Source organism: Klebsiella sp. BIGb0407, assembly GCF_024807845.1.
Taxonomy (GTDB): Bacteria; Pseudomonadota; Gammaproteobacteria; order Enterobacterales; family Enterobacteriaceae; genus JGM124.
Genome location: NZ_JANUEQ010000001.1, coordinates 664,896 through 687,557, shown reverse-complemented (window position 1 = coordinate 687,557; position 22,662 = coordinate 664,896). Strand labels below are relative to the sequence as shown.

Annotated in this window: 17 protein-coding genes; 10 read left to right on the top strand and 7 right to left on the bottom strand. The window is 46.7% G+C overall.

All coding sequences use genetic code 11. From position 1 onward, the window contains the following. Positions 1 to 295: 295 nt before the first annotated feature. Together cobO and M2387_RS03275 are read right to left on the bottom strand one after the other, a co-directional pair. On the bottom strand, positions 296 to 886 hold the full coding sequence (gene cobO, locus M2387_RS03280; RefSeq protein ID WP_259047148.1) for a cob(I)yrinic acid a,c-diamide adenosyltransferase: 591 nt from the start codon (positions 884 to 886) through the stop codon (positions 296 to 298). Further along, on the bottom strand, positions 883 to 1,644 hold the full coding sequence (locus tag M2387_RS03275) for a YciK family oxidoreductase (protein WP_259047147.1): 762 nt from the start codon (positions 1,642 to 1,644) through the stop codon (positions 883 to 885). The genes cobO and M2387_RS03275 overlap by 4 nt, the downstream gene beginning before the upstream one ends. 309 nt (positions 1,645 to 1,953) lie before the next feature. On the opposite strand from M2387_RS03275, the gene sohB reads away from it, so the two are divergent. After that, complete coding sequence (gene sohB / locus M2387_RS03270; RefSeq protein WP_259047146.1) at positions 1,954 to 3,003, top strand: protease SohB; 1,050 nt, start codon at positions 1,954 to 1,956, stop codon at positions 3,001 to 3,003. Between the two features lie 47 nt (positions 3,004 to 3,050). On the opposite strand, the gene M2387_RS03265 is transcribed toward sohB, so the two are convergent. Next, positions 3,051 to 3,296, bottom strand: a complete 246-nt coding sequence (locus tag M2387_RS03265) for a YciN family protein (RefSeq protein ID WP_259047145.1) — start codon at positions 3,294 to 3,296, stop codon at positions 3,051 to 3,053. 401 nt (positions 3,297 to 3,697) lie between these two features. On the opposite strand from M2387_RS03265, the gene topA reads away from it, so the two are divergent. From topA to acnA, 9 genes are all read left to right on the top strand, one after another. Continuing rightward, on the top strand, positions 3,698 to 6,295 hold the full coding sequence (gene topA / locus M2387_RS03260; protein ID WP_259047144.1) for a type I DNA topoisomerase: 2,598 nt from the start codon (positions 3,698 to 3,700) through the stop codon (positions 6,293 to 6,295). A 260-nt stretch (positions 6,296 to 6,555) separates the two neighbouring features. Then, entirely contained in the window at positions 6,556 to 7,530 is a 975-nt protein-coding gene (cysB, locus tag M2387_RS03255; RefSeq protein WP_259047143.1) for an HTH-type transcriptional regulator CysB, read from the top strand. 302 nt (positions 7,531 to 7,832) lie between these two features. Then, a complete protein-coding gene (locus M2387_RS03250; RefSeq protein WP_259047141.1) occupies positions 7,833 to 9,440 on the top strand; it encodes an ABC transporter substrate-binding protein in 1,608 nt (535 codons plus the stop codon). A 32-nt stretch (positions 9,441 to 9,472) separates the two neighbouring features. Beyond that, the gene (locus M2387_RS03245) at positions 9,473 to 10,450 is read left to right on the top strand and encodes an ABC transporter permease (RefSeq protein ID WP_259047139.1); all 978 of its coding nucleotides are present in this window, start codon (positions 9,473 to 9,475) and stop codon (positions 10,448 to 10,450) included. Then, positions 10,450 to 11,307 (top strand): ABC transporter permease, encoded by an 858-nt coding sequence (locus M2387_RS03240; RefSeq protein ID WP_259047137.1) that lies wholly within the window; start codon positions 10,450 to 10,452, stop codon positions 11,305 to 11,307. The genes M2387_RS03245 and M2387_RS03240 overlap by 1 nt, the downstream gene beginning before the upstream one ends. Before the next feature lie 35 nt (positions 11,308 to 11,342). Continuing rightward, entirely contained in the window at positions 11,343 to 12,779 is a 1,437-nt protein-coding gene (locus M2387_RS03235) for an NAD(P)-binding domain-containing protein (protein ID WP_259047136.1), read from the top strand. After that, positions 12,776 to 14,422: an ABC transporter ATP-binding protein gene (locus M2387_RS03230; protein WP_259047135.1), complete on the top strand. Its 1,647-nt coding sequence runs from the start codon at positions 12,776 to 12,778 to the stop codon at positions 14,420 to 14,422. Before M2387_RS03235 ends, M2387_RS03230 begins: the two co-directional genes overlap by 4 nt. Then, positions 14,419 to 15,171, top strand: a complete 753-nt coding sequence (locus M2387_RS03225) for an SDR family NAD(P)-dependent oxidoreductase (protein ID WP_259047133.1) — start codon at positions 14,419 to 14,421, stop codon at positions 15,169 to 15,171. The genes M2387_RS03230 and M2387_RS03225 overlap by 4 nt, the downstream gene beginning before the upstream one ends. A gap of 170 nt (positions 15,172 to 15,341) precedes the next feature. Further along, positions 15,342 to 18,008, top strand: coding sequence for an aconitate hydratase AcnA (gene acnA, locus M2387_RS03220; RefSeq protein WP_259047131.1), 2,667 nt, complete (start codon positions 15,342 to 15,344; stop codon positions 18,006 to 18,008). 158 nt (positions 18,009 to 18,166) lie between these two features. Here acnA and M2387_RS03215 read toward each other — a convergent pair whose 3' ends face one another. From M2387_RS03215 to ribA, 4 genes are all read right to left on the bottom strand, one after another. Further along, complete coding sequence (locus M2387_RS03215) at positions 18,167 to 19,030, bottom strand: hypothetical protein (RefSeq protein WP_259047130.1); 864 nt, start codon at positions 19,028 to 19,030, stop codon at positions 18,167 to 18,169. Between the two features lie 206 nt (positions 19,031 to 19,236). Next, positions 19,237 to 20,097 (bottom strand): hypothetical protein, encoded by an 861-nt coding sequence (locus tag M2387_RS03210; protein WP_259047128.1) that lies wholly within the window; start codon positions 20,095 to 20,097, stop codon positions 19,237 to 19,239. 113 nt (positions 20,098 to 20,210) lie between these two features. Beyond that, complete coding sequence (locus tag M2387_RS03205; protein ID WP_259047127.1) at positions 20,211 to 21,425, bottom strand: hypothetical protein; 1,215 nt, start codon at positions 21,423 to 21,425, stop codon at positions 20,211 to 20,213. Between the two features lie 342 nt (positions 21,426 to 21,767). Then, the gene (gene ribA / locus M2387_RS03200; protein WP_259047126.1) at positions 21,768 to 22,358 is read right to left on the bottom strand and encodes a GTP cyclohydrolase II; all 591 of its coding nucleotides are present in this window, start codon (positions 22,356 to 22,358) and stop codon (positions 21,768 to 21,770) included. Positions 22,359 to 22,662: the final 304 nt, after the last annotated feature.

The window sequence follows — 22,662 nt, the reverse complement described above, 5'->3', positions numbered from 1 at the left end:
GCGGACGTAGCGGTGAAAACACTACTGGCCGTCCAGGTGGACGCACTGGCGAAAACGCAGGTGGCCGTTCAAGTGGCCGTACCGGTGAAAACGCTGGCGGACGCCCACGCGCGGGTGAAAAGTCGGGTGGACGCCCGAGCCGACGTACCGGTGAAAGTGCTGGCGGACGCGCGAGTGGACGTTCAGGCAAAAGCTCAGGCGGGCGTTCCAGCTAACCTATGCTTTTAATTTGATCAGAGGGAAGAGAAATTTTCCCTTTGATTTATTCCCGAATCTCTTCTTCTCGTCAATCCTTTCAGTAATCAATTCCTTGTTGAGCTTTGACACCACTCTCAAAAGCATGTTTTACCGGACGTAGCTCGCTCACCGTATCAGCCAGCTCCAGCAAATCACGATGACAGGCACGACCGGTAATGATGACGGTTTGATGAGCCGGACGTGCTTTCAGGGCGGCAATCACCTCCTGGAGCGCCAGATAGTCATAAGTGACCATATAGGTCAGTTCATCCAGCACCACCAGATCCAGACTCTCATCAGCCAGCATTCGCAAAGCATGCTGCCAGACTTCCTGACAGGCTTTGGAGTCGGTTTCCCTGTTTTGTGTCTCCCAGGTAAACCCGGTCGCCATCACCTGAAATTCTACACCCAGTGGTTCGAGTAAATTACGCTCGCCATTAGGCCATGTCCCTTTGATAAACTGAATCACTCCCGCTTTTTTCTGATGCCCCACTGCACGGGTCACAGTCCCGAACGCGGCGGTAGTTTTGCCTTTGCCGTTGCCGGTAAAGATAATCAGAATTCCACGTTCTTCCTGAGCACGGGCAATGCTGGCATCAACTTTCTCTTTATGACGTTGCTGACGCTGCTGATAACGGGAGTCACTCATTGGGCTATTCCTGGTTTACGCTGTGGTTGAGCATCAAAACTCTGGCCGGTCTGACCGCGACTATCATCCGCCATCAGCCATAAATAGAGGGGCATCAGGTCGGCAGGGGTTTTAAGCTTGCCGGGATCTTCGCTCGGGAAGGCGCTGGCGCGCATAGCGGTACGCGTTCCCCCCGGATTGATACAGTTAACCCGTAAATTCTGAGGCTGATATTCATCGGCCAGGGTTTGCATCATACCCTCAGTAGCAAATTTAGATACTGCATAGGCTCCCCAGCCCGCCCGCCCTTGTCGCCCGACACTGGAACTGGTAAATACCAGCGAAGGTTCCTGAGCTTTGAGTAAGAGAGGTAACAGGGCTTGGGTCAGAAAAAAAGTTACATTGACGTTAATTTGCATCACCGCTTGCCAGGTTTCAGCATCTTGTTCAGTCATCACTGCACGGTCACCGAGAATACCGGCATTGTGCAAGACACCATCAAGATGCGGAACTTTATTTGCCAGTTGGCTTGCCAGCTGCCAGCAATCAGCAGATGTCGCACGGGCAAAATCCAGCAACAGAATCTCAGCCTGAGGAAAGCCTTGCTCCTCTATCTGCCGGGCAACGATATTGAGTTTATCCCGGTTACGGCCAACCAGAACCACAGACGCACCGAAACGTGCGTAGGTCATTGCCGCTTCACGACCAATACCATCACTGGCACCGGTGACCAGAATAATGCGTTTTTCTAAAATATTATCTGCTGGTTGATAAAGCAAAATAGACTCCCTGGATATCAAGCTACAGACTCTGACGCCTGCTTTTTTGCTATTTGAGCTCTTTTTCTGGAGATAATACAGATGGTTTTAGCGATTAATTAATTCCTTACTGACAGGCTTTATGCCTGAAAATTCAAGTTATTTCAATGCTTTTGCGTTATGTCGTGGTTTTCGCTGCCGAACGTCATCTTTTTCAGCCTCTTTTTATCCTTCAACCGGGATTAACCTTTATCCTGGTTTACAGACGGAAGGGTATTGGGTCGGGTACAATCATCCAGACAAATAATGTTAGTGATAAAGGCGGAACCTGTGGATCTACTTGCTAATTATGGACTCTTCCTCGCTAAAATCGTTACCGTCGTGGTGGCGATTGCAGCGATTGCGATAATCATTGCTAATCTTGCCTTACGCAGAAGCAGTGCGCGCGGTGAATTGAAGGTGACGCATCTCAGTGAACAATATCAAGATATGCAACAAGAGATGCATGTTGCTATGCTCGACAGCCATCAGCAAAAGCTCTGGCATAAAGGAGAAAGAAAGAAGCATAAGCTGGAGGCCAAAGAGGCTAAGGCGCGAGCCAAACGGGGCGAAACCGCAAGCTCAGGCAAACCGAGTCTGTTTGTACTTGATTTTAAAGGCAGTATGGATGCTCATGAAGTCACTTCCCTGCGTGAAGAAATAACGGCTGTCCTGTCGGTCTTTAAGTCCAAAGATCAGGTACTATTGCGTCTGGAAAGTCCTGGCGGGGTGGTTCACGGTTACGGACTGGCTGCATCGCAGCTGCAACGTTTACGTGAAAAGCAGGTCCCGCTCACTGTTGCCGTCGATAAAGTCGCGGCCAGTGGTGGCTATATGATGGCCTGTGTCGCGCAACGCATTGTTGCCGCACCATTCTCTATCATCGGTTCGATTGGTGTGGTCGCCCAAGTGCCAAACTTCCATCGCCTGCTGCAGCGTCATAACGTCGATGTGGAATTGCATACCGCCGGACAATACAAACGGACGTTAACCTTATTTGGTGAGAATACCGAACAGGGGCGCGAAAAATTCCGTGAAGACTTAAATGAAACGCACCTGTTATTTAAGCAGTTTGTGCAGGAGATGCGTCCAGGGCTTGATATTGAGGCTGTAGCTACCGGTGAGCACTGGTACGGTACCCAGGCCCTGGAAAAAGGACTCGTGGATGATATCTCGACTAGTGATGACCTGATCCTTAATCTGATGAAGGAGTATGATGTCCTTCACGTTCGTTACGCGAAACGGAAAAAAGTGATGGACAGGTTCACCGGCAGTGCGGCAAAAAGTATTGACAGGCTCCTGCTGCGCTGGTGGCAGCGTGGAGAGAAACCCTTACTGTAAAATTCAATGCGGGGTCTGCGGACCCCGTTTTACATTTAGCGGCTACTTTAGTCGATGAGCTGATATTTCTCAGAAAGTACATGGCTCAGGTGCTTAAACATATTAAACACGGCCGTGCTCTTGGGTGTCGGTAGCCCTTGTTCATCGAGAAAATAATCGCCTTTAAAAATCAGGAATCCATTTTTCTGTTCTACACTGATGACAGCCATTCCGTGTATAAAGTCTTCATGTTCGCGGATGATTGTATTGGCTTCAGCCAGCAGTGACGCGCTATCGATGGTTTGAGTTTGCATGTGTAATCTGCCTCTTATGAAAAATCAGACTAGTGTACGTCTATTTTTCCTCTCGGGGCAAATAACCCTGTACTATTGGTGACTTTAAGATGTTAACCAAATTGGCACTCGCTAAGAATGCGTATTAATAAAGTTGCGTAACATATTTTATCAGGTAGAGTGTGACCCTTTCGCGAATCTGACAACAGAATTGCTTGACATTCAACCAAATATCCGTCGTGCTGTAGCACTTGCACGAAAGCCTGAACGTTCAACACCTTACTGTGTCGTGGATCATGGCGCAGTTGATAAATGAAAAGGGTTGATCTCATCCGACGTGGCCACAATATGTAAGGCACGTCGCCAGTGGATGGTGAAACCAGCGACGTATTCCTGGAAGAATTAAATAGGTAAAGGTGAATATGGGTAAAGCTCTCGTCATCGTTGAGTCCCCGGCAAAAGCCAAAACGATCAACAAATATCTCGGAAATGACTACGTGGTTAAGTCCAGCGTGGGTCATATTCGTGATTTGCCGACCAGTGGATCAGCCACCAAAAAAAGTAGTGAGACTGCGGCCCCTAAAGGGACGAAAAAAGTCAAAAAGGACGAGCGAGCTGCGTTAGTCAATCGCATGGGCATTGACCCGTGGCATAACTGGGACGCACGCTATGAAGTGCTGCCTGGTAAAGAGAAGGTCGTTGCTGAACTTAAGTCACTGGCTGAAAATGCGGATCATATCTATCTCGCAACCGACCTTGACCGCGAAGGGGAAGCCATTGCATGGCACCTGCGGGAAGTAATCGGCGGAGATGATACCCGGTACAGTCGTGTGGTTTTTAACGAAATCACCAAAAATGCTATTCAACAGGCCTTTGAAAAACCCGGTGAACTGAATATTGACCGGGTTAACGCGCAGCAAGCACGTCGCTTTATGGACCGTGTGGTGGGCTATATGGTTTCCCCACTGCTGTGGAAAAAAATTGCCCGTGGCCTGTCTGCCGGACGCGTTCAGTCTGTTGCTGTACGCCTGGTAGTTGAGCGTGAACGTGAAATCAAAGCGTTTGTCCCGGAAGAGTACTGGGAAATTGATGCTAACCTGAATACACCGCAAGGTGATGCGTTGTCGATGGAGGTAAGCCACCATCTGGATAAACCGTTCCGTCCGGTTAACCGTGACCAGACTATGGCGGCCGTGGCATTGCTTGAAAAAGCGAGCTACAAGGTACGTGATCGTGAAGATAAACCGACCAGTAGCAAGCCAGGTGCACCTTTCATTACCTCGACACTCCAGCAAGCAGCCAGCACCCGTCTGGGCTTTGGGGTGAAAAAGACCATGATGATGGCTCAGCGTCTTTATGAAGCAGGTCACATCACCTATATGCGTACTGACTCCACCAACCTGAGCCAGGATGCGCTCACCATGGTGCGTGATTACGTGGCTGACAGTTTTGGTGCGAAATATCTGCCAAAAGAGCCAAACCAGTACGCCAGTAAAGACAACTCGCAGGAAGCGCATGAAGCTATCCGTCCAACCGACATCCAGGTGCAGTCAGAAGCACTCAAGGATATGGAAGCGGATGCACAGAAACTGTATCAGTTAATCTGGCGTCAGTTTGTTGCCTGCCAGATGACACCAGCGAAGTACGATGCCACCACCTTAACGGTTGAAGCGGGTGACTATCGTCTTAAAGCCCGTGGCCGTATTTTACGCTTTGATGGCTGGACGAAAGTGATGCCAGCCTTGCGTAAAGGTGACGAGGACAGGATTTTACCCGCAGTTAATCCTGGCGATACCTTGTCATTACTGGAACTGCTCCCGGCTCAGCACTTTACCAAGCCACCGGCCAGATTCAGTGAAGCTTCATTGGTTAAAGAGCTGGAAAAACGCGGTATTGGTCGTCCTTCCACCTATGCTTCGATTATTTCAACCATTCAGGACCGCGGTTATGTCCGCACTGAAAACCGCCGTTTCTATGCGGAAAAAATGGGTGAAATTGTCACCGACCGTCTGGAAGAGAACTTCCGTGAGCTGATGAACTATGACTTTACCGCTCAGATGGAAGACCATCTCGACCAGATAGCCAAAAATGAAGCTGAATGGAAACAGGCTCTGGACAGTTTCTTCAGTGATTTCAGTGCTCAACTGGAAAAGGCCGAGCAGGATCCTGAGCAGGGAGGAATGCGTCCAAATCAGATGGTACTGACCAGCATTGACTGTCCGACCTGCGGACGGGAAATGGGCATTCGAACTGCCAGCACTGGCGTATTCTTAGGTTGTTCTGGCTATGCCTTGTCTCCAAAAGAGCGTTGTAAAACGACGATTAATTTGGTGGCTGAGAACGAAGTTCTGAATGTTCTCGAAGGTGATGATGCAGAAACTAACGCCTTGCGCGCCAAGCGTCGTTGCCAGAAATGTGGCACCGCTATGGACAGCTACTTAATCGATCCGAAACGTAAACTACATGTTTGTGGTAATAACCCAACCTGTGATGGCTACGAAATCGAAGAGGGCGAGTTCCGCATTAAGGGTTATGACGGCCCGATCGTCGAGTGCGAAAAATGTGGTTCTGAAATGCATCTGAAAATGGGGCGTTTCGGTAAATACATGGGATGTACTAACGAAGACTGTAAAAATACCCGTAAGATCCTGCGTAACGGTGAAGTTGCACCGCCGAAGGAAGATCCGGTGCCGTTACCTGAATTGCCGTGTGAAAAGTCGGACGCTTATTTCGTCCTGCGCGACGGGGCAGCCGGCGTATTCCTCGCGGCGAATACTTTCCCTAAATCTCGTGAAACTCGCGCGCCGTTGGTTGAAGAACTGTACCGTTTCCGCGATCGTCTTCCGGAAAAGTTACGTTACCTGGCCGATGCGCCGCAAGCTGACGCCGAAGGCAATAAATCGGTAGTCCGCTTTAGCCGTAAAACCAAACAGCAGTATGTTTCTTCTGAGAAAGACGGAAAAGCAACGGGCTGGTCAGCCTTCTTCATTGATGGTAAATGGGTCGAAGGTAAAAAGTAGCCTGTTACAGGTGACACCATAAACCGGGGACAAAATCTCCGGTTTTTTTTATCATTCTATATAACCTGTTTATTATTTTTTTGTTGCATATATAAAAACTGGCTATATATTGATATCTACCCGTCATATTTACAGCGGCCCGGTGGTCCGGGAGATTCGAAGTCTGACGGTTATAATAAAGATCTCTTTATTTTGTACTCACGATGCTGCTTTGCCGCCCCATCGTTACGGTAAATATTTTTGACTCTGGATACCCAATCATGAAACTACAGCAGCTTCGTTATATTGTTGAAGTCGTCAATCACAACCTGAATGTGTCCTCGACGGCGGAAGGGCTTTATACCTCCCAACCAGGTATCAGTAAACAAGTGCGCATGCTGGAAGATGAGCTGGGGATCCAAATTTTTGCCCGCAGTGGTAAGCATCTGACCCAGGTGACGCCTGCCGGTGCGGAAATTATTCGCATTGCGCGCGAAGTACTCTCAAAGGTAGAAGCGATAAAATCTGTTGCCGGAGAACACACCTGGCCTGATAAAGGTTCGTTATATGTTGCCACCACGCATACTCAGGCGCGTTATGCTCTGCCGGGCGTGATTAAGGGCTTTATTGAGCGCTATCCGCGGGTCTCTTTGCATATGCATCAAGGCTCACCGACTCAGATAGCAGAAGCGGTCTCAAAAGGTAATGCGGATTTTGCTATCGCAACTGAGGCACTGCACCTGTACGACGACTTAGTGATGCTGCCATGTTATCACTGGAATCGCTCGATTGTGGTCACTCCAGACCATCCTCTGGCGTCTAAAACGTCGGTAAGCATTGAAGAACTGGCTCAGTATCCGCTGGTGACCTATACCTTTGGTTTTACCGGACGCTCAGAACTGGATACCGCCTTTAACCGTGCCGGGTTAACGCCGCGTATTGTCTTTACGGCAACCGATGCTGACGTCATTAAAACGTACGTTCGTCTCGGTTTAGGGGTTGGAGTGATTGCCAGTATGGCGGTTGATCCTGTCACTGACCCGGATTTGGTTCGTATCGAGACTCAGGGGATATTCAGCCACAGCACCACCAAAATAGGCTTCAGACGTAGTACTTTCCTGCGCAGCTATATGTATGACTTTATCCAGCGTTTCGCACCACACTTAACTCGCGATGTGGTCGATACCGCAGTAGCATTACGGTCAAATGAAGATATTGAAGAGATGTTTAAAGATATCAAATTACCGGAAAAATAACCGAGCAGGGTATCTTTAAATCGATAAAGATACCCTTGTTTTTAGCTATTGTTGCTATAATGTTTTTCTCCAGCCCACTCTGCATGACACCGATATCCCTCCATCATTATCTCCAGTTCTATTATTTCTTGCCTGTATAAATTAACGGTATTCTCTGTGTTGTTATTTTGGTTTTAATTACAATTGCTTTTTTTAGATATATAAAGATAATGAAAGTATAAAGTCGGCATTGAAAGAAATTGAATGTAATTAATTGGTTGCATACAATTAAAAAAATTTCATTTGCCATGGAAATATATAACGTGAATATCTCTCGCAGGTCATTTGTATTAAGTGCCGGGGCTATTGCTGTTCTTTCAGCATTCGGTGACGTATCAGGAAAGGCCTTTGCTCAGACATCTCAACCTGTGAAAGGTGGTACTATTCGTATATTTCTCAGCGATCCTACGGTACTGGTAAGTGCTATCAGTTCCGCCGGGCAAACAGCATTAATATCACCGAAAATATTCGATGGATTAGTTGAGTATGATAAGAATATGCTCCCGCAACCACGGATGGCGAATTCAGTTGTATTATCGGATGATGCCAGAACATTAACTATCGTGTTGCGTGACGATTTAAAATGGCACGATGGAAAACCCATTACTTCGGCTGACGTGGCTTTTTCTGCTATGGAAGTATGGAAAAAATTTCACTCACGTGGGCGTTCTACTTATGCTGCTCTTGAACGTGTTGACACCCCCGATAATTTAACCAGTATCTTCCACTTTAATAAGCCTTCTGCTTTTGTCATGAATGCGCTCTTTTCCTCTGAGGCTCAGGTCGTTCCTGAGCATATTTATAAGGGGACAGATATTCTGAAGAACCCAGCCAATACTGCGCCAATAGGTTCGGGTCCGTTCCGCTTTGTTGAATGGCAGCAGGGTGAATATATTCTACTGGAGAAAAACCCGCATTACTGGGCTAAGGATGAGCCTTATGCTGACCAAATTGTCGTATTACTGGTTCAGGATAGTTCAGCCCGTGCGGTGGCTTTTGAAGCGCAAGAGGTGGACGCTGGAGGAGGAATGCCGGTTTCAATGGCTGATGCCCGACGCCTGGCGAAATTACCTTATATTGAAGTGCCGACCACCGGAAATGAAGCCTATGGAAATAACCACTTTGTTGAGGTGAATTTACGGCGTCCTTATCTGCAAGATGTCCGTGTTCGTCAGGCATTACTCCATGCTATCGACCGCAATTTTATGCTGAAGAATGTCTACTTTGATTTTGCGACAGCAGCAACCGGACCGATTCCGGTAACAATGAAAAACTTCTATACCGCGGATGTACCGCAATACGATTTCAATCCGCAAAAAGCGATAGCATTATTAGAAGCGGCAGGATTCCCGGCAGATGCCAGTGGTAAACGCCTGAGTCTGACAATCGATCCTCTCCCTCTCGGAGATGTTTATTCTGCAGCTGCGGCTTATATGAAACAAGCACTGGCAGCAGTAGGTATTAACGTTACAATTCGCGCCAACGATATTGCCACCTATTACCGCCGTATTTATGGTGATTATGATTTTGACCTGACCTTTGCGGGAGCCTCTGCTCTGACCGATCCTACTATTGGCGTGCAGCGTTTCTTCTGGTCAAAAAATATTGTGTCCGGTGTGCCTTTTTCAAATGGCTCCGGCTATAACAACCCACAGATGGATAATCTGCTGGAAAGTGCCGCTGCCGAACCTAATCCCGAAAAGCGGATTAACTTATTCAATGAATTTCAGGTGCTGGCGGCAACGGATTTACCGATATTGCCGATTGTCGATGCCCCTTATTTCGCGGTTCGTAATACCCGTTTGAAAAATGCTGAAGTTAGCCCGTTTGGTTTCGGGGGGAGTTTCTCGAATGCCTATATTGAAGGCTGAGCCGATATATATCGACGCGGTATGGGGTTTGTATGTCTGAATATATGCGCTTTTTGAGCCGGAGATTGGTTCAGTCATTATTGATAATCGTCGGTATCGTTGTTGTTAATTTCGTGGTGTTGCATCTGGTACCTGGTGATATGGCAGATGTCATGGCTGGTCTGGAAGGAGGAGGGGATGCCAGCTTCACCCAGGATCTGCGTAAACAATATGGTCTCGACCTGCCGTTATTTACTCAGTTTATCAGTTATATCCAGCATCTAATGGTATTTGATTTCGGGTATTCATTTACCCGGAATATGCCGGTGCTGGAGGCGATTCTCGACAGGCTCCCGGCAACTTTATTACTGATGGGGGTGGCTATCCTGCTGGCTTTTGTACTGGGAGTGATACTGGGGACTCTTGCCGGAAGTCATGTGGGTAAGACACTCGATACGCTGATTTCTCTGCTGGCGCTGATCGGTTATGCCACGCCGCTATTCTGGCTCGGGCTGTTGCTTATCTTGCTGTTTACCATCCATCTGGGCTGGCTTCCTTCAGGGGGAATGAAAACCATTGGTATGCGGGGGGACTGGCATGAGCAATGGCTGGATATTGCCCGACATTTGATTCTGCCTGCTACTACCCTGGCGGTTTTCTATCTTGCTATTTTTGTTCGCCTGATGCGTGCCTCAGTGATTGAGGTGATTGCTCAGGATTATATCCGTACCGCCCGCGCTAAAGGGATGAAGGAGTCCCGGGTCTATCTCCATCATGTCTGTGCGAATGCCTTACTCCCGGTGCTGACCATGCTTGGTTTACAGATAGGCGGTATGCTTGGCGGTTCCGTTGTAATTGAAACCATTTTTAGCTGGCCCGGACTTGGTCGACTTACCTATGACGCGATTTTTTCCCGCGATGTGACGCTCCTGCTCGGGATCCTGTTTTTTTCTTCGGTTTGTGTTGTGGTGACTAACTTTATCATTGATCTGCTTTATCACTGGGTAGATCCGCGTATAGGGCTGAAATAATGAGTGATCATAGCGAAATTCTACCGCGAAAAACCATCAGACGACTGCGCTGGCGACCGGCGACATTGTGCGGTGTGGTTATTCTGTTAACCCTCATTTTAGCCGCACTCAGCGCAGGTTTTATCTGGCCAGAAGGCCCCTGGATTCAGGTCGCAGAACCGCTGATTGCACCCTTTACTCAGTCAGGTGTGGTGCTCGGGACAGATGCGCTGGGACGAGATATTCTGGCTATGCTAGCTTACGGTGCTCGCGTCTCAGTGATGATTGGCCTGGCGTCAACCACCGCAGCCGTTTTGCTTGGTGTACTGATTGGTGCCGTCGCCGGGTATACACGAGGCTGGTTCGATGATGCTCTGATGCGTTTTACCGAAATATTTCAGACGATACCCAGTTTTATGTTTGTCATTGTCTTGATGGTCATTCTTACGCCGACGATTTATACCATCACTCTGGCAATTGCCATTGTTTCCTGGCCGCCGGTGGCGCGTTTAGTGCGCGGCGAATTTATGACCTTATCCACTCGTGAATTTGTGCTGTCCTGCCGTCTTATAGGGATGCGTCCCTCGCGTATCATTTTTACTGAAATCCTGCCCAATTGCCTCTCTTCTGTGGTGGTCATCTCTTCGGTAATGGTGGCTTCCGCAGTATTGATAGAAGCGGGACTCTCTTTTCTTGGATTGGGCGACCCGAATATTGTCTCCTGGGGAGGCATGGTCGCTCAGGCGAAGCCGATGCTTCGTTCAGCGGCCTATCTCTCTATCATTCCCGGTCTGGCTATTTTCATGCTGGTCTTGAGTATCAATATCGTGGGTGAAGGGGTGAACGACAGGTTAAACCCCAGATTACGCGGTCGTTAAATGGCGTTCCACTGCTTCACTTTAAAGGGTACAAAATGATGAACACTGGCTTGCATGATTTGGAAGAACGGCTGATATGGGAACGTGAAACCATGGTTCACCCCGGCCGTGTCTGGCCCCGCACTCTGGTGGATAAGCAGGGGGAAGTGGTGCTGGATGTGCTTATCATCGGTGCCGGACTTGCTGGTATTTCCATTGCGACTCGTCTGCTAAGAATGGGGGTTGCCAATTTCAAATTATACGATGAAAACCCCGCCGGGCAGGAGGGCCCCTGGGCAACCTATGCCCGTATGCTAACCCTGCGAACAGATAAGCGCCTTCATGGTCCTGATGGCGGTTTTCCCTCAGCCACCTTTCGGGCATGGTATGAAGCGCAGTATGGTGCCGAGAATTACGCCGAACTAGCGCTGATCCCTAAACAGGAGTGGATGGCTTACCTTATCTGGTTACGGCATGTTTTTGATTTGCCCGTAGTCAACAATACCAGGGTGCTAAAACTTACCCCCCATGAATATGGCTTTCGCGTGTTTTTTGAAGATGCTCAGGGGCAGCGCAGTATTGTCACCCGGAAAGTCATTTCTGCCACCGGTCTTGCGGGTGCGGGTGGCGTGCGTGTGCCCTTTGATATGTCAGGCGTTCATCCGGATTTGTGGTTCCATAGCCGGGATGAAATTAATTTCTTACCAATGCAGGGTAAGCGGGTGGCAGTCATTGGCGGGTCTGCTTCCGCGCTCGATAATGCTGCCACGGCATTAGATGCCGGTGCTGTAAAAGTCGATTTGTTTATTCGCCGTTCACAGCACCCTGAGCGTAACATTATGCGCTATCTGGAGTTTTCTGGTTTATATCGAAGTTTTATCCATATGGCGGATGAACTCCGGCTGGAGGTCGCCAGAGTGGCAATAGAAAATGCCGTTCCTCCTCCACTCTGGTCGATAGAGCGCTGTACGGCATATGACAATTTTACATTGCGTATGGGATTAGGATGGCGTTCGCTACGTCAGGAAGGGAATGAAATTATCATTACCTTAACCAGTGGCGAGGAGCAGCGTTTTGATTTCATCATTTTAGGCACCGGGTTTGAGACTGATTTAAGCCAGGTGGACTATCTTCATGACATCAATAAGGATATTCAGCGCTGGGGGGATGTTGTGACGCTGGGAAATGATGCTATCGACAAGAGCATTGGTCGTCATCCTTACCTGGGACCGTATTTTGAATGTCGTGGACGTTCAAGCGAAGCGGATAACATCGTCTCTAATCTGATTATTGCCAATAGTGCAGCCACCGTCAGTGCCGGGCCCAGTGCCGTGGGTATTAATGGTTGCTCTTTTTCAAGCGCCCGCATAGTTGAAGGGATAGTGCAGTCATTGTATTTGGCCGATGCGGAATATTTTATTGGTGGTCTTGAATCATTTGAGCACTCTGAATTTTCGGGCTATTCCAGCCTGTCGTCGGAGGCGGTCAGATGAGTCATATCAAAAGTGATGCTCAGCCGTTATTACAGATAACCGGACTCTCTATTGCACTTCCGGCAAGTGGCGATCGTGAATTTGCGCTCTCTGATTTGTCCCTGAATATTGCCCGCAACGAAATTGTCTGTGTAGTGGGTGAAAGTGGATCCGGTAAGTCCATGACGGCAAGTGCCATCATGGGGTTGCTGGCTGATGGGGTGCAGATAACCCAAGGCAGTATTCAACTGGAAGAGACAAATCTGCTGGCGCTGAGTCAAAAACAGATGCGAAAAGTCCGAGGTCCGCGGATCGGGATGATTTTTCAGGAGCCCATGACGGCACTGAATCCGCTCAAGCGTATTGGACGGCAAATAGAAGAGATGCTATGTCTGCATCTGCGGCTCTCGTCCGGCGCCAGACGAAAGCGGGTGATTCAATTACTGGATGATGTTCATATCGCCTCCCCCGATAAAGCTTATATGGCTTATCCGCATCAGCTTTCCGGCGGGCAAAGACAGCGAGCAATGATAGCCATGGCGATGGCGCTTGAACCCGATTTATTGATTGCCGATGAGCCGACCACCGCGTTAGATGTGACTACTCAGGCACAAATTCTAAAATTGATCCGCGAGTTACAACAACGTAATGGAACCGGTGTGTTGTTTATCACTCATGATTTTGGCGTGGTAGCGGATATTGCAGACAGAGTTGTGGTGCTGAAACAGGGGCATATCGTTGAGCAAGGATCTGCCGGGAAGGTGCTGGGTGCTCCTGAGCATAGTTATACCCGCGCCTTGATTAATGCCGTACCCAGTCTGACCCCTCCAGCCTATCGTACCGCTACATCGGCTCCTCCTTTGCTCAGTGTCAGTGATATTAAGAAAACCTTTGGTAAGCCTGGTTTCTTTGGGCGCGGCCGCGTCGTTCATGCTTTGCAGGGGATTGATTTTTCAGTGGCGGCAGGGCGTTCAATAGGTATTGTCGGCGAAAGCGGCTCAGGCAAATCAACCCTGGCAAGAACGCTAGTGCGCTTAACCGAACCTGACAGCGGCAAAATTCACTTCGGTAACCTCGACTATACCGCCTTATCGTCGACACAGTTACGTCAGCATGCAGGGGAGATGCAAATGGTTTTCCAGGATCCCTGGTCCTCGCTCAATCCCCGGCGCACGGTGGGAGAGCTTATTTCTCAGCCTTTGACAATACGCGGTATTGCGCCTGAACAAGCCCGGGAAAGGGTGCTGGAGTTACTGGAACTGGTCGGACTGGATGTGAAGGCTATTTCGCGTTTTCCCCATGAATTTTCCGGGGGACAACGCCAGCGTATCGGGATTGCCAGAGCCCTGGCCCTTCACCCCAAAATTCTTATCGCTGATGAAGCGGTATCCGCTTTAGATGTGTCTATCCAGGCGCAGATCCTGCAATTACTGATTCGGCTACGTGATGAGCTGGGGCTGGCCATTGTCCTTATTACCCATGACTTGCGCGTCACAGCACAAGTCTGTGATGACCTGGTCGTCATGAAGAGTGGCAAAATTGTGGAGTCAGGACCTACGGCGGACGTTTTCGCCAGGCCTCAGCATGAATACACCCGATTACTGCTGTCTTCAGTACCGGGAAAGGAAAAATTTTACTCAACCATTGAGGAGCAAAGAGTATGAGTGGAACACAGCAGAACCGAGTCGCTATCGTCACTGGCGGAAATCGTGGGATTGGTGAGGCCATTGCCCGCCGACTCTCCGCTGAAGGTGCAACGGTTGTACTGACACATAATCGCGCTGAGAGTGCTGAGCAAGCAGAGCGGCTGGCACATGAACTGGGCGCGCCACAAGGTAAAGCTCTGGCATTACAGCTTGATATTGCCGATCCAGATGAGATCGTTGCGGTTGTTGATGGTGTGGTGAAACAGTTTGGTCGTCTGGATATTCTGGTGAGTAATGCGGCCATTGGCAATAATACTCTGGCGGCTGATATCACATTAACTGAACTGGACAAGGCGATTGCCGTTAACCTGCGTGCACCTTTTATCGCCGCTCAGGCCGCAGCACGGCATATGATGCAAGGTGGGCGTATTATTTCAATAGGTACCACCAATGCAGTAAGAGTACCACGGCAAAGTCGCGTAGCCTATGCCACAACAAAATCAGCATTAGTGGGTATGACTAAGGCCATGGCTCATGATTATGCGGAGCAGGGCATTACCGTAAATCTTATCAATCCTGGCCCGACCAGAACCGGAATGCTGGGGGACGATAACTCTCCCGCCGTGCAACAGATGCTCTCTTTCTGTGCCATTAAGAAGCTGGCTATGCCACAAGATATTGCTGGATTAGTTGAATTTGTTGCCCGGGAGGAGGCCTGGTTTATTACCGGCGCAGTGCTGGCAATTGATGGCGGTTACACGGCTTGATATCTGATATTTATCCATTTATTGTCCTCAATTTTATTCTGTCACGTCTGTGACAGATATATCTTAAACAGCCCCTTTTTCGCTCACGGTCTTCAGCTTGTGTTATCTTTATTGGAGACCCTGCAATTATTCAGGGTAACGCAATCCCTGTTTTTTACGAAGGAGGAGCTATGTCGTCAGCACTGAGGACTATCAGTAAAAATACTCTAAAAGTCCGCAATAAGACTTACCATATCTATAGCCTGGCGCGCGCCGCTGAGCAGCTTGGCGATATTCATCGCCTACCCAAATCCCTGAAAGTTTTGTTAGAAAACCTTATCCGCTGGCAGGATGAAGACTCCGTCACCCTGGAAGATATTCAGGCCTTTGCAGACTGGCTTGACCATGCCCATGTGGAGAGAGAAATTGCTTATCGTCCCGCCCGTGTGCTGATGCAGGATTTCACCGGTGTTCCTGCGGTGGTTGACCTGGCGGCTATGCGTGAAGCGGTCCGGCGACTAGGGGGCGATGTCACTCGTGTTAATCCATTGACCCCGGTTGATCTGGTGATTGACCACTCTGTCACGGTTGATAATTTTGGTACCCCGGAAGCCTTTGAGCAAAACGTTAATCTGGAAATGGCGCGTAACCATGAACGCTATATTTTTTTACGCTGGGGCCAGCAGGCATTTAACCATTTCAGCGTTGTCCCTCCGGGTACTGGTATCTGCCACCAGGTTAACCTCGAGTATCTGGGCAAAACGGTCTGGAGTGAACCGCAGGGTGATGAAACGGTCGCATATCCTGATACGCTGGTAGGTACCGATTCCCACACCACGATGATCAATGCTCTGGGGGTATTAGGCTGGGGTGTCGGTGGCATTGAGGCAGAGGCCGCGATGCTGGGTCAGCCGGTCTCAATGCTTATCCCGGATGTGGTGGGTTTTAAACTGGAAGGTAAATTATCTGAAGGGATCACGGCCACCGATCTGGTGCTTACCGTCACTCAGATGCTCCGTAAACATGGGGTAGTGGGCAAGTTTGTTGAGTTCTACGGTGACGGCCTGGATTCCCTGCCACTGGCTGACCGCGCGACTATCGCTAATATGGCACCGGAATACGGGGCCACCTGTGGCTTTTTCCCGGTCGACAGCATTACGCTCGACTATATGCGCCTGAGTGGTCGCAGTGAAGAGCAGATTGCTTTAGTGGAGGCTTACTCAAAAGAGCAGGGACTGTGGCGTCATACCGGAGATGCGCCGGTATTTACCAGTACTCTAGAATTGAATATGCAGAATGTTGAGGCCAGTCTGGCGGGGCCCAAACGCCCACAGGACCGGGTGCCATTGAGTGCGGTTCCTGATGCGTTCACTGCGAGCAAAGAGCTTGAAATAAATACCCGGACCGACGTTAAGGGGGCTGAATCTGCAGGCAAGGAAAATGAACTTGCTGATGGCGCTGTTGTGATTGCGGCCATTACCTCTTGTACCAATACATCGAATCCGGGGGTGATGATGGCCGCGGGTTTGCTGGCGAAAAAAGCGGTACAGGCAGGGTTAATAGCCAAGCCCTGGGTTAAAGGATCGTTAGCCCCGGGGTCAAAAGTTGTTTCCGATTATCTGGACAAAGCAGGCCTGACCCAGTATCTCGACAGACTTGGCTTTAACTTAGTGGGTTATGGCTGTACCACCTGTATTGGTAACTCGGGTCCCTTACCGGAAGCGATTGAGCAGGGGATCAAAGACCAGTCTTTGACCGTTGCTGCTGTACTTTCAGGTAACCGTAACTTTGAAGGCCGTATTCATCCCTTGGTTAAAACCAACTGGCTGGCCTCACCGCCGCTGGTTGTGGTCTATGCCCTGGCGGGGAATATGCACGTTGACTTGACTCATGACCCATTAGGTTATGACCATAGCGGCAAGGCTATCTACTTGAAAGATATCTGGCCTGACAGTAAAGAAATCGCTCAGGCGGTGGCACAGGTCTCGACTTCGATGTTTGACCGGGAATATAGCGAAGTTTTTGCCGGTACTGAGGCGTGGCGCAGTATTGTTGTTGATAGCTCTCAAACCTATCAATGGCAGAATGAGTCAACCTATATTCGACAGTCACCGTTTTTTGATCTGATGGAAGCTGAACCTGAAGCGCTGGTGGATATTCAAGGAGCAAGAGTTCTGGCTATGCTGGGTGACTCTGTCACGACGGATCATATCTCACCAGCAGGTAGTATTAAGCTCGATAGCCCGGCGGGACGTTATCTTCAGCAACATGGCATCGTGGAGGCCGATTTTAACTCCTATGGGTCACGACGGGGCAACTATGAAGTGATGGTGCGCGGGACTTTTGCCAATATCCGTATTCGTAATGAAATGGTGCCGGGTATTGAAGGGGGCATGACCCGTCTGCTGCCGGGAACTCAGGTGATGTCGATTTATGATGCTGCGATGCATTATAAACAACAGGGTCTGCCACTGGCGGTGATTGCGGGTAAAGAGTACGGTTCAGGTTCCAGTCGTGACTGGGCGGCCAAAGGGCCTAACTTACTCGGCGTACGAGTGGTTATTGCGGAGTCTTTTGAACGTATTCACCGTTCTAACCTGATAGGCATGGGGATCCTGCCGCTCGAATTCCCTGTGGGTGTGACGCGTAAAACGTTATCGCTGACAGGGGAAGAACAGATAGATGTATTGTCGCTTAACAGTCTGAAGCCAGGCACAGATATCCCGGTGATTCTGACGCTGGCGGATGGCAGTAAACAGACACTGCTCTGCCGTTGCCGTATTGATACCGGCAATGAGCTAACCTATTTCCGTAATGGCGGCATTTTGCAGTATGTGATTCGTAATATGCTGAAATAGAATTTTCTTTTTGAACAGAGAATCTGTTTTTATCGCGATTGATATTTTCCAGAATAATAACACCTGATACCTTGCATCAGGTGTTATCTCATGAGTTTTGTAAGTGGCTTCTGGGGACTTCATTATCCCCTGAGGATATCAAGGTTATCGAGGCAATATTAACGATCAAGGAATGGATGTTCGACGATAAGTTTCGATATGTAATTAGCGATTATCTCGCCTTTTTTAAATAACTCTGGATATTTATATTCACACTGAGCAAGATCATTTGCACTGATACCTCCGGGTGTTGTATTTTTTAAATACGTCATTAGTTTATGTGCGCTCATTGCCATGACTAATTTATTTTTTTCTGTTTCTTGGTTTAAGTATTTGAAGACAATATCAATAGTTTCAATGTTTAAGTCGAGACCTCGATTAAGATACGCGGAATCACCCAATTCGAGAGTATTTTTTGCATAGCCGTGCATAAAAAGTTCAGTATAGGTACTTGAGGATATATTCGGATGGTCTGTTATTGTTTCATTGAACCCATCGAAATGGCCCGCTTTGAATGTGATATCTTGATCATGGTTGTTAAGACAATTAATAGCAATTACCTGACCGCAATGGTTGTGGGATCTTTTTTGACAAACAGAAACGTATTTTAATTCAATCAGCGTATCGAAGTCTATTTTACTAGTGAGTGTATCAACGAGTTTATTTTCAAGCATTAACTCATATCGTTTTTTTTGTTCCCCAGTGAATCCATTTTCTACACATTCCTTCATTGTTGTGTAAGAAGGCAAAATACTTCTCATTTCATTCGAGGTTGCGCGTAATTTATCGTAGCTACCAGTATCAAGATCAAAAGCAATTTTTTGTATGATCTCTGTCGGGAGCTTTTCTAACGATAATAACTGACCGTATACTTTATCTATATTTCTGATGATGTTTTTATGGCTGTTAACAGCTCGCTGGGTATTAACAACTGAAGTTAAAGGAGAGGGCGTGCCTGGGCTATTCGATATGTTGTTTATCATATATATATCCGATATAAGTAAAATAATGAATGAAAAAAACGGTAACATTAAAGCAGCCCTGAAGGCTTCACCAAAAAATGTTCAGGGTGTTTTGTTAAGATAAAATATTGATATGATCTATTTTTCATGGTTTATCTGAGACCAGATTGCTACAGCAAACGTTAACTTAATCATCCCAGACAGGGTGATTTCTCGATAAGTAATTATTATTGGGTTAATAAGTGATTGGCAATTATCTCACCTGCTTTAAACAGTGCTGGATATTGAGATATATACTCTGTAATATTATTTTCACTTATCTCATTAGTTTCTTCATCAATCAAAAAACCTCTCAATTTGTGAGATATTAGCGCCACTATTAGTTTGTCGTCACTACGGGTGCTATTTCTAGTGAATATATCATTGAATGATTTGAAGATAATATTGACGTTGTCTTGGTTTATATGTTTATGGTCAATACCCAATGTGAGATTTTTTTTTGATTCCCCATAATAATTTTCGCTGCCGGAAGAGTGGTAAGTATTTATTTTTTCGCAGGAGTTTTTAAGTATTCTGCAGTGGCAAGAGGATAAAATATTTTTATCCCGTTGTTTGTGTATTAAGCTGTCATTCCATAAACTTATCCAGATATCTTTATTACCAAAAATAAATGAACTGCTATAAACAACAGCAATATTTTTCATCGCCAATAATGTGTCATCATCTGTTTTATTGTTAAGCTGTTCAACAATAAATTTTTCATATCTTGATTTACATATTGATTCATAATTTTTCTTTAGTTCTCCTGAGCATCCACTCTTTAAATTGCCGCTCATGGTTTGAAAAGAAGGTAAGATATCTTTCACTTTACGTGAGGTTAAACGTAAGTTAGCGTAACTTTCTGCGTCAAGTGTAAAGGCGATTTTTTGTATTTTTTCGATTGGGAGTTTCTCGAACGATAACGGCTGGCTATATGCTTGAGCTATATTGCTGGAAATATTACAGTCATTACTTTTTAAAGGCGAATTTTGGTGGGTCAAAATTAGGGCGGAAGAGTTTGGTATGCTATTTGATGTATCGTTTATCATTTATAGTTTCTCTTTAATTAAATAATGGTCTTGGGCATTTTTATGATTAAAATATGCTATTCACATGTAATGAAGTGGATTTATGAGGTGCCAGGTGTTAATTCAGTAAATGATTAATGCCTATAGTCAGGATGCTCAAAGTAATCAGAGGAAATACCCTGACTTGCAGTTTTTAGGTAGTTGTCTAGAGCAGCACCAAGACCAAAAAGTATGGGGTATTGAGATTCGTACTGGATGATATCATTTTTAACTATATTTATGGGGGGATTAGTCTTCAAGGCTTCGATCAGTCTGTAGGCAGTCATTGCCAGTATAAGTCTTTCTTCGTCTGTGTATTCAATGAACAAGACTTTAAATGAGTCAATAAACAGTTTTAAATATTTATTGTCTATTTTATTTGCATCAAAAAAGAAACGTATTGTATCGTATGCAAAGGATTCATCTCCCGGTGAATAATTTTCATGATGTACCTTTGTATTTAACTCCTTATAATTATCATCTTCGGTTACCATGCCACACCACTCATTTAAAATATGGCAATCTACCCCTTCTGAAATATCGAGATCCGATCTTTCCGAGATATCAGAGCCAGAATCTGACTCCGACTCTTCATGGTCTACGTGATCGCTTGACCTTAATGAGTCGCAAGTTATAAATTTTATTGAAAGAAAAGGAGCAGTAAATTGCTCGCAATGGGTAGAGGAAATAACAGAAATACTTTTTAGGGTGTTTAACAGGTCATGATTCCTTTCCTTTTCGAGCTGCAGTAAAATTGTTTTATTATATATTGATATATAGTTACACTTTACTTTTCTCGAGTTTTTGTTTATGAAGGATTTGTTGATGCTCTCGAAGGATGGCAGTGTTTCTCTCATTCCATACGAGGTTGAACGTAAATTAAAATAGTTTCTGGCATCAAGTTTAAATGCAATTTTCTGTATTAATTCTGCAGGGAGATTTTCGAACGATAATGGCTGATTAGATACTTTATCTGGATTGTTGACAATGTTTTTATGGCTGCTTGAAGACTGTTGCTGAGTAGCAAAACCCGCTGCATTAGTCAGTGAGTCGATCATTTTCCCTTCCCATATTGGCCCATGTTTTCTTTTCACATCACCAGGGTATTCATTTTCGGAATTCTTACGCTTGGTTGCTGAATAAGATATAACATCTTCCATTTTATTCATTGATAGCGTGCATGACAGCGCCTGATTAGCTAATTTAGTTATATTTTTGATGATTCCCTGATTGCCGCATGTTAGTTGCTGTTGGATGTAAATGGGTGCATTTAAAGATGGAAGGGTACTATTTGATATATTGTCTGGCATTGGTATATCCTGGTTTTGTTGGGTAAGCTGATATAATAAAGAAATAAGCAGTATATGATTTATAGAGAAAATCTAATGCAGGAGGGATATTATAAGTAGAGTTCGGTAAAATCTATCAGAAAATACCTTTCAGGATATTCTCTTATTAATATATAAGACATCTCTATTGGTCGAATCGTAGAAAGAGAAAAAGCCCGATACAATGAATTTCAGGCGATATATCTGAGAGCGTGGTGTTACCGCGCCCTTTTATGTACTGATTGAGTGAGTCAGACTGGAGAGAATAAAACGGTTTACTTTCCAGTCCTGGTTGATAACTAACGTCAGTATGACTGCTGACTACTACCGTGAAAGCAGGTGGCCCATTTTTTCTGCTTTAGTATCCAGATAATGCTCATTCTTGGGGTTACGACCCACAATCAAGGGCACGCGTTCGACAATATTAATCCCGGCTTCACTAAGGATAGCCACTTTCTTCGGATTATTGGTCAGCAAGCGAACACCATCGATATTGAGTAATTTGAACATATCAGCACAGAGCGTAAAATCGCGTTCATCGGCAGCAAAACCGAGTTGATGATTCGCTTCTACAGTATCATAGCCCTGATCCTGTAAAGCATAAGCGCGTATTTTGTTTAACAGACCAATGTTACGGCCTTCCTGACGGTGATAAAGCAGCACACCCTGACCTTCTTCAGCAATTTGAGCCAGGGCTGCTTCCAGCTGAAAGCCACAGTCACAGCGCAGACTGAAGAGGGCATCACCGGTTAAACATTCTGAATGGATACGTGCCAGTACGGCGCTGTTTCCAGTAATATCACCATACACCAGGGCTACGTGATCTTTGCCGGTTGCCAGTTCTTCGAAACCCACCATCAGGAAATCTCCCCATGGTGTTGGCAGTTTGGCTTCTGCCACCCGTTTAAGTTGCATGTGATTCTCCAGGTACTTGATTTGGCATAAGGATAAGCCAGACAGCTAATGCAGTATAACGGACTATTTTGCCACAACATGGCACCGTACGCCTTAACTCTTGATTAGCGCACCATTTTCCCTGACCTGAACAAAATTCCTTTACCGATCTGTGCAGTTTTAGCCTGTACTCTGTTTTTTAGCTTAATGTCGCCTTAATCAAAAATCTGTTAATGATAATGAGGAATAATATCTCAGAGTCAGCGATTGTGAGGGGAGAGCAACAACTTTTTTGTCAGGGATGTTATGCTATGACAATAGGATG